Raw genomic sequence first — 10332 nt, forward strand, 5'->3', positions numbered from 1 at the left:
GGAAAGGAGCCTTCCTTGGGTGACGGAGAGTCGGTCAGCGGTCGGTCAGACGGCCGAGCTCGTTGTCGATGAATGCGAGGACTTCGTCCGTGCTGGCGGACGCGATGCGCTCCGCGACCTCTTCGGCGGACGTGTCCGTGTCCGGGGCTGCGGCCGTCCACTTCTCCAGGAGATGGCGCAGGCGGAGGGAGACCGCGGCGCGGGTCGACTCGTCCGGTTCGTCTGCCGCCGCCAGCGCGGCGTCGAGCCGGTCCAGCTCGGCGAGCAGCGCGGACGGCCCCTCACCGGATCCGAGGCCGTCGAGCAGTTCGGCCAGGATGTGCTCGGCGACGGCGGTCGGTGTGGGGTGGTCGAAGACCAGGGTGGCGGGCAGGCGCAGGCCGGTGACGTCGGTGAGCCGGTTACGGAGTTCCAGGGCGGTGAGGGAATCGATGCCGAGGTCGTTGAAGTCCTTGTCCGTGGACACCGCTTGGGCCGAAGCGTGGCCCAGTACGGCGGCGGCGTCCGTCCGGACGAGCCCCAGGACGTACGGGAGCCTGTCGCTCTCCCGGAGTTCCCCCAGCCGTGTCGCGAGTGCCGTGGCCACGCCGGATGCCGAGCCGGCGTTGGCCGCTGCCCTTCTGGCGCCCTTGACCAGTCGACGCAGCAGGTGGGGTACTTCGCCGGGCATGCGCGTCGGGCCTGATGCCCTGCCCATCGGGACGAGGTAGGGCTCGTCGAGGGTGGTGGCGGCGTCGAGGAGCGCGAGGCCCTGTTCGACGGACAGGGGAGGGATCCCGGATGTTGTGATCCGCTTGCGGTCCACCTCCGACAAGCCCGCCGTCATACCAGCGGTCGGCGCCCACGCACCCCACGCCAACGACTGCGCCGGAAGGCCGAGGGAACGACGGTGCAACGCCAGAGCGTCCAGGAAGACATTGGCCGCCGCATAGTTGCCCTGACCCGCCGAACCCATCACACCCGAGATCGACGAGAACAACACGAACGCCTTCAGGTCCATACCCTGGGTGAGTTCGTGCAGGTGCCAGGCCCCATCCACCTTCGGACGCAGCACCGACGACATCCGCTCCGGACTCAACGAGGACACCACCCCGTCGTCCAGCACACCCGCCGTATGCACCACCGCCGACAACTCCACACCCGACAGCAGAACTTCAAGAGCCTCACGGTCCGCCACATCACACGCCGCGACCGTCACATCAGCACCCTGAGCCACCAACTCGTCCCGCAGATCCGCCGCACCCGGAGCCCCCAACCCCCGCCGGCTCACCAACAGCAGATCCCGCACCCCATGCACCGACACCAGATGCCGAGCCACCTCACGACCCAGACCACCCGTACCACCCGTCACCAACACCCGCCCACAAAACGGCGACTCAACGGACGACCCATCAGCCCCAAGGCGAGCCAACCGCCCCACATGCACAACCCCGTCCCGCACCAGCACCTGCGACTCACCCACCGCAAGCACCGCCCCCAACGGCACCTCACCCTCACCCTCAACATCCACCAACACAAACCGACCCGGATTCTCCGACTCAGCAGCACGCACCAACCCCCACACCGCCGCACCCGCCAGATCACCACCCCCCACCACACCACGCGTCACCAACACCAACCGCGCACCCGCAGACCACTCCCCCGACAACCACTCCCGCACCAAACCCAACACACGCACCAACACCTCATGCACCGCAGCAGGCACGGTCAGGCCGTCCGCCGCCGACACCGGCACCACGACCGACGCGTCGATGTCGGCATCACCGCCGGTGGCAGTCCCGGGCACCCACTCCAGGCGCAGCAGCGTGGTTCCGGCCAGGGTGGTGGCGGGGGCGAGAGCGGTGGGCGGGGTGTCCAGAGTGACCGACTCCAGGGACAGCACCGGGGCTCCCTGGGCGTCGGCGACGGACACGGAGAGGGTGTGGTCACCTTGTTTCGCAACGCGCATGCGGACCACGGACGCGCCGGTGGCGTGCAGGGATACCCCGTGCCAGGCATGCGGCACCAAGGGCTCGCTGTCGTCCACTCCCGCGAAGCCGGCGACCTGGACGGCCGCATCCAGCAGTGTGGGATGCAGCCCGTAGAGGGTGGCGTCCTCTCCGGAGTCCGGGAGCGCGGCCTCGGCAAACACTTCGTCGCCGCGCTTCCACACCGCACGGAGCGTGCGGAAGGCGGGTCCGAGATCGCTGTCCTCGTAGAAGCCTTCCAGGTCGACGGGGACCGCGTCCTGCGGCGGCCACACCGAACCGTCGAGGATCGGGGCGGAGTCCTGGACGGCGGCTTCCGCAGCTCCTTCCGCGGTGACTTCCGTGACCACTTCCGCTGCGGCTTCCGCAGCGGCTTCCGCGGCGCTGAGCCTGCCGGTCGCGTGGCATGTCCACGCGTCGTCCGGGGCGTTCTCCGGGCGGGCGTAGCAGCCGAACTCACGGGTGCCTGATCCGTCGGGCGCGCTGAGCGCGACCTGGACGGCCGTCGTACCGGTGGCGGACAGCAGGAGCGGCTGAGCGGTCGAGACCACCTCCTCCACGCGGTCGCATCCGACGTGGTCGCCGGCTCGGATCGCCAGTTCCAGAAAGCCTGTGGCCGGGAAGACCACGGTGCCGCCCAGGCGATGGTCCGCGAGCCAGGGCTGGGACTTCACCGACAACTGCCCTGTGAGCAGGACCCGGCCGCTGTCCGCCACGGTCACGGCCGCGCCCAGCAGCGGGTGTTGTGTCGCGATGAGGCCCGCGCCGCTCACATCGCCGGTCCGCACGGCCGGCGTGGGCCAGTAGCGCTGCCGCTGGAAGGGGTAGGTGGGCAGGTCGACACGCTGGGCGCCGCTGCCGTCGAACAGTCGGGTCCAGTCCACGTCTGCGCCCGCACAGTGCATCCGCGCCAGCCCGCTGACGAGTGCGCTCTCTTCCGGACGGTCCTTGCGCAGCATGGCCGCGCTGACGCAGTCCTGGTCCTCCTCGCCCAGGCTCCGCTGCGTCAGCGCCGTGAGAACAGCGTCCGGTCCCGCTTCCAGGAAGGCGGTTGCACCGGCTCGGCGCAGAGCCCGGACACCGTCCCAGAAGCGCACAGTGTCCCGGACGTGCCGGACCCAGTAGTCGGTGGAGCGCAACTCCTCGTCGGTCGCGATCTCACCCGTACGGTTCGAGACGACGGGGACTTCGGGGGACTTCGGCACCAGCCCTTCGACGACCTTCCGGAAGTCGTCCAGCATCGGGTCCATCAGCGGCGAATGGAAGGCATGGGACACAGGCAGCACACTCGTCCGCCGCCCCAGCCCCTCGAAGCGGACGCGGATCTCCTCCACCGCTGCGGCGGCACCGGAGACGACGACGGATGAGGGGCCGTTGACGGCGGCCAGAGACACCAACTCACCAAGGAGGGGCTGCACTTCTCCTTCTGTGGCCTCGACGGCGAGCATCGACCCGCCCTGCGGCAGAGCCTGCATCAACCGACCACGAGCCGCCACCAACGCGCAGGCATCCTCCAACGAGAACACCCCCGCCACATACGCCGCAGCCACCTCACCGATCGAATGGCCGGCCACGAACTCCGGCCGCAATCCGAGAGATTCGGCGAGTCGGAAAAGTGCCACCTCGACGGCGAAGAGACCGGCCTGGGCGTACACCGTCTGGTTCAGCAGCTCGGCGTCCTCGCCCCACACCACATCCCGCAGCGGCAGGTTCAGATGCGAGTCCAGTCCCCCGCACACCGCGTCGAAAGCTTCGGCGAAGACGGGGAAACGCCCGTACAGCTCACGACCCATACCCAGCCGCTGCGACCCCTGACCCGAGAACAGCACCGCCAGCGAACACTCGCCAGCCTCCCCACGCGCCACCTCACGACCGTCCACCAGCACCGCACGATGAACCATCCGCGCCCGACCGGCCGCCAACGAGAAACCCACATCCAGCGGACGCAGACCACCACCCAGCCCGGACAAGCGCTGCAACTGGGCGTCGAGCGCCGCCTCGGACTTCGCCGACACCACCCACGGCACGACCGCCGACGACTCCTCGGGCGTAGGCGTTGTCTCCGCCGGCGTAGCTTCGGCCTGTTCCAGGACGACGTGGGCGTTCGTGCCGCTGAGCCCGAACGATGACACCCCCGCTCGCCACGGCCGGTCCACCTGCGGCCAGGGGGTCGCCTCGGCGAGGACCCGTACGTCACCGGTCGACCAATCGACGTGCCGGGACGGGGCGTCCACGTGCAGGGTGCGCGGAAGTACCCCGTGCCGCATCGCCATGACCATCTTGATCACGCCCGCGACACCGGCGGCGGCCTGCGTGTGGCCGATGTTCGACTTCACCGAGCCCAGCCACAGCGGACGATCGGCAGCTCGGTCCCGGCCGTACGTGGCGAGGAGCGCCTGCGCCTCGATCGGGTCACCCAGGGGCGTGCCCGTGCCGTGGCCCTCCACCGCGTCCACGTCCGCCGGCACGATACCGGCGTTGGCCAGCGCCTGGCGGATCACGCGCTGCTGGGACGGCCCGTTGGGCGCGGTGAGCCCGTTGCTGGCGCCGTCCTGGTTGATCGCCGAGCCGCGGACCACCGCCAGGACGGGATGTCCGTTGCGCCGGGCGTCGGAGAGCCGTTCGAGGACGAGGACGCCGACGCCCTCGGACCATCCGGTGCCGTCGGCCGCGTCCGCGTACGCCTTGCACCGGCCGTCGGTGGCCAGACCGCCCTGCCGGGAGAAGCCGAGGAAGCTCATCGGTGTGGACAGGACGGTCGCGCCGCCGGCGAGCGCCAGTGAACATTCGCCGCTGCGCAGGGACTGGGCGGCGAGGTGCATGGCGACCAGTGAGGAGGAGCAGGCGGTGTCGACGGTGACCGCCGGGCCTTCGAGACCGAAGGTGTACGACACCCGGCCGGAGATCACGCTGTTGGCAAGGCCGGTACTGGCGTGGCCTTCCACGTCGTCCCGCGAGTTCATCACGAGGGACGCGTAGTCCTGGCCGGTCGTTCCGACGAACACCCCGGTACGGCTGCCGCGCAGCGAGGCCGGGTCGATGGCCGCACGCTCGAACGCCTCCCAGGACGTTTCGAGGAGGAGCCGCTGCTGCGGGTCCATGGCGAGGGCCTCGCGCGGCGAGATGCCGAAGAAGTCCGCGTCGAAGTCGCCGAGCCGGGAGAGGAAACCGCCGTGCCGAGTGGCGCTGACGCCTCGGCCGTCCTGTCCACCTGTGCCATCGCCACCGCCGAAGAGGGTGTCGAGGTCCCAGCCCCGGTCGGTCGGGAATTCCGACATGCCCTGCCGACCGGCGCGTAGCATCTCCCACAGGGCTTCGGGGGTGTCCACACCACCCGGCATCCTGCATGCCATGCCGACGATGGCGATCGGTTCGTCGTCACTTGCGCGCACCGCGACCGCCGATGCGGTGGTGGCCTCGCCTGCCTCTTCGAGCAGTTCGGCGAGGAGGTGTTCGGCGACGGCGGTCGGTGTGGGGTGGTCGAAGACCAGGGTGGCGGGCAGGCGCAGGCCGGTCACGTCGGTAAGCCGGTTACGCAGCTCCAGCGCGGACAGTGAGTCCACTCCGAGTTCCCTGAACTCTCGTCCGGGTGCTACGGCCTTGGCGGACGCGTGTCCTAGCACCGCGGCTGCCTCAGCCCGTACGAGATCCAGGACGTGCGGAAGCCTTTCGCTGTCGCGCAACGCCTCCAGCCGAAGGGCGAGCGCGGTCGTGATCGCGGCCCCGGCCGCACTCGCCGCCGCCCGGCGCCGCCGGCCCCGGATCAGACCTCGGAACAGCGGGGGAGCGTCACCCTGGGGGACCGTGGGTCCCGCAAGGCGTCCGATGGGGATCAGGTGGGGTGCGTCGAGGGTGGTGGCGGCGTCGAGGAGCGCGAGGCCCTGTTCGACGGACAAGGGCGGGATCCCGGATGTTGTGATCCGCTTGCGGTCCACCTCCGACAAGCCCGCCGTCATACCAGCGGTCGGCGCCCACGCACCCCACGCCAGCGACTGCGCCGCAAGGCCGAGGGAGCGACGGTGCAACGCCAGAGCGTCCAGGAAGACATTGGCCGCCGCATAGTTGCCCTGACCCGCCGAACCCATCACACCCGAGATCGATGAGAAGAGAACGAACGCCTTCAGGTCCATACCCTGGGTGAGTTCGTGCAGGTGCCAGGCCCCATCCACCTTCGGACGCAGCACCGACGACATCCGCTCCGGACTCAACGAGGACACCACCCCGTCGTCCAGCACACCCGCCGTATGCACCACCGCCGACAACTCAACACCCGACAGCAGAACTTCAAGAGCCTCCCGGTCCGCCACATCACACGCCGCGACCGTCACATCAGCACCCTGAGCCACCAACTCGTCCCGCAGATCCGCCGCACCCGGAGCCCCCAACCCCCGCCGGCTCACCAACAGCAGATCCCGCACCCCATGCACCGACACCAGATGCCGGGCCACCTCACGACCCAGACCACCCGTACCACCCGTCACCAACACCCGACCACAAAACGGCGACCCGACCGCAGGCACCTCAGCACCCAACCGAGCCAACCGCCCCACATGCACAACCCCGTCCCGCACCAGCACCTGCGACTCACCCACCGCAAGCACCGCCCCCAACGGCACCTCACCCTCACCCTCAACATCCACCAACACGAACCGACCCGGATTCTCCGACTCAGCAGCACGCACCAAACCCCACACCGCCGCACCCGCCAGATCACCACCCCCCACCACACCACGCGTCACCAACACCAACCGCGCACCCGCAGACCACTCCCCCGCCAACCACTCCCGCACCAAACCCAACACACGCACCAACACCTCATGCACCCCACCAGGCACGGTCAGGCCGTCCGCCGCCGACACCGGCACCACGACCGACGCATCGATGTCGGCCTCACCACCGGTGGCAGTCCCGGGCACCCACTCCAGGCGCAGCAGCGTGCCGCCCAGGCGCGCGTCAGCGGTCGGCCTGGGGCCGAAGGTCACCGCGTCCACGGACAGCACCGGGGTGCCTTCGACGTCGAACAGCGTGACCGAGGCCGTTGCCCCGCCCGTGCGCGCGATGTGTGCCCGAACCATCGCGGCGCCGGACGCGTGCAGGGTGGCTCCGCTCCATGACACGGGTACGAGGTCGTCGTCGCCGGCCGCTGTTCGCATCACCTCGGAGAGGAGAGCCGGGTGCAGACCGAACCGTTCCGCGGTCCGGGCGGCTTCGCCGTCGAGCGCGAACTCCTCACCTGGAGTCTGTTCCTCAGGAAGGGCAACCGTGCTGCCGGGTGTCAGCAGACCCGACGCGTGCTCGGTCCACGGCTCGTCCGGCGCGGCGTCCGAACGGGAGAAGAAGCGGACGCCGCGTGCGCCCGCGTCATCGGGGTCGTCCACGCGGACCTGGAGCACGACGCCGCCGTCCTCGGCGACGACGAGCGGTGCCGACACGGTCAGCTTCTCGACTCGGTCGCAACCGACGTGGTCGCCGACCCGGACGGCCAGTTCGAGGAAACCGGTGGACGGGAAGACCACCCGGCCGTTCACGAGGTCGTCGGCCAGCCAGGGCTGGGTGAGCAGGGACAGACGGCTGGTGAACAGCACGCCCTCGCTCTGTGCCAGGGGCACGACGGCCCCGAGCATCGGGTGCTCGGCGGCGATCAGCCCGGCGCCGGCCACATCGCCCACGGCCGGGGTGAGCGTGGGCCAGTATCGCGCGTGCTGGAAAGGGTAGGTGGGGAGGTCGACACGCTGGGCGCCCGTACGGTCGTAGAGCCGGGCCCAGTCGACGTCGACGCCCGCGCAGTGTGCTCCCGCCAGAGCGGTGACCAGAGCGCGCTCTTCAGAGCCGTCCCGGCGCAGGGCGGGAACGGCAACCACAGGGCTGTCCGCCACGGGCTCCAGGGCCGCCGACACCAGTGCCGTCAGGGTGCCGTCGGGACCCAGTTCCAGAAAGGCGGTGGCTCCCGCCCCGCTCAGGGCGCGAACTCCGTCGGCGAAACGGACGGTCTCACGCACATGCCGCACCCAGTACTCCGGGTCGCACACCAGCCCGGCCGTCACCAACTCGCCCGTGACGTTCGAGATCAGCGGGATCTCCGGAGCCGAGAACGACAGCCCCGTGACAACCGCGCGGAACTCGTCCAGCATCGGGTCCATCAACGGCGAGTGGAAGGCGTGCGACACCCGCAGCACGCTCGCCCGGCGCCCCAGCCCCTCGAAGCGGACGCGGATCTCCTCCACCGCAGCGGCGGCACCGGAGACCACCGCCGACGACGGACCGTTCACCGCCGCCAGCGACACCAACTCACCCAGAAGCGGCCGTACTTCCTCCTCCGTCGCCTCGACGGCCACCATCGCCCCGCCCGCCGGCAGAGCCTGCATCAACCGACCACGAGCCGCCACCAACGCGCAGGCATCCTCCAACGAGAACACCCCCGCCACATACGCCGCAGCCACCTCACCGATCGAATGACCAGCCACGAACTCCGGCCGCACACCCAGCGATTCAGCCACCCGGAAAAGTGCCACCTCAACAGCGAACAAACCCGCCTGGGCGTAGACCGTCTGATTCAGCAGCTCGGCATCCTCGCCCCACACCACATCCCGCAGCGGCATCTCCACGTGCAGGTCCAGCCCCGCACACACCGCGTCGAACGCCTCCGCGAACACCGGGAAACGCCCGTACAACTCACGGCCCATACCCAGCCGCTGCGACCCCTGACCCGAGAACAGCACCGCCAGCGAACGCTCACCAGCCTCCCCACGCGCCACCTCACGACCGTCCACCAGCACCGCACGATGAACCATCCGCGCCCGACCGGCCGCCAACGAGAAACCCACATCCAGCGGACGCAGCCCACCACCCAGCCCCGACAACCGCCCCAACTGGGCGTCGAGCGCCGCCTCGGACCTCGCCGACACCACCCACGGCACCACCCCGGGCGCCACGGCCGGCTCGATCGTGCCGCCGGGCTCGGCCGAAGGCGCCTGCTCCACGATCACGTGCGCGTTCGTACCGCTGATGCCGAACGAGGAGACGCCGACCCGGCGCGGGCGGTCGGGCTCCGGCCAGGTCACCGGTTCGGCCAGCAGTCTTACGGCGCCGGTCGTCCAGTCGACGTGGGTGGACGGGGTGTCCACGTGCAGGGTGCGGGGCAGCACGCCGTGCCGCATCGCCATGACCATCTTGATCACGCCCGCGACACCGGCGGCGGCCTGCGTGTGACCGATGTTCGACTTCACCGAGCCCAGCCACAGCGGACGATCGGCAGCTCGGTCCCGGCCGTACGTCGCGAGGAGCGCCTGCGCCTCGATCGGGTCACCCAGGGGCGTGCCCGTGCCGTGGCCCTCCACCGCGTCCACCTCGGCGGGCGACAGACCGGCGCTCGCCAGCGCCTGGCGGATCACGCGCTGCTGGGACGGCCCGTTGGGCGCGGTGAAGCCGTTGCTCGCGCCGTCCTGGTTGACGGCGGAGCCCCGGACGAGGCCGAGGACGGGGTGGCCGTTGCGGCGGGCGTCGGAGAGCCGCTCCAGGACCAGCAGGCCGACGCCCTCCGCCCATCCGGTGCCGTCGGCGGCCTCGGCGTACGCCTTGCACCGGCCGTCCGATGCCAGGCCGCCCTGCCGGCTGAACTCCATCAGGGAGCCCGGTGTCGACATGACGTTGACGCCGCCCGCGAGGGCCAGTGAGCACTCGCCCGACCTCAGCGACGCCACGGCCCAGTGGAGGGCGACGAGCGAGGAGGAGCAGGCGGTGTCCACGGTGACCGCCGGGCCCTCCAGGCCCAGGGCGTAGGAGAGCCGGCCGGAGGTGGCGCTGGCCGCGATGCCCGTGCCGATGTCTCCGGTGGCGTCGTCGAGCGAGCGGACGAGGAGGTAGGCGTAGTCCTGGCCGTTGGTGCCGACGAACACGCCGGTGCGGGTGCCCCGCAGGCGGGCCGGGTCGATACCGGCCCGCTCGAACGCCTCCCAGGAGGTTTCCAGCAGGAGCCGTTGCTGCGGGTCCATGGTCACGGCCTCGCGGGGTGCGACGCCGAAGAAGTCGGCGTCGAACCCGGCCACGTCGGTCAGGAAGCCGCCGCCGCGGCTGACGCGCATGCCGCGCTGGTCGACTCCGGCGTCCCGCAGGGCGTCGAGGTCCCAGCCGCGGTCGGTGGGGTAGCCGGACATCGCGTCGGTGCCCGTGGCCACGAGGTTCCACAGGTCCTCGGGGGAGTCGACTCCGCCCGGGTAGCGGCAGCTCATGGCGACGATGGCGATGGGTTCGGCGGCTGCGGCGACGAGTTCGCGGTTCTGCCGCCGCAGCCTCTCGGCCTCCTTCATCGAGGACCGGAGAGCTTCAACAACCTTGTCGGGGGCCGTGGTCATGGTCTGTCGCTCCG

Annotated in this window: 1 pseudogene; it reads right to left on the reverse strand. The window is 70.5% G+C overall.

Annotated features, from left to right (window positions below):
* Nucleotides 1-34 precede the first annotated feature (34 nt).
* A pseudogene (locus ACF073_RS28795) lies at nucleotides 35-10303 on the reverse strand (SDR family NAD(P)-dependent oxidoreductase); the annotation flags it as partial.
* Between the last annotated feature and the right edge of the window lie 29 nt (nucleotides 10304-10332).

The sequence above is a fragment of the Streptomyces sp. NPDC015171 genome, from assembly GCF_043079545.1.
GTDB lineage: Bacteria > Actinomycetota > Actinomycetes > Streptomycetales > Streptomycetaceae > Streptomyces.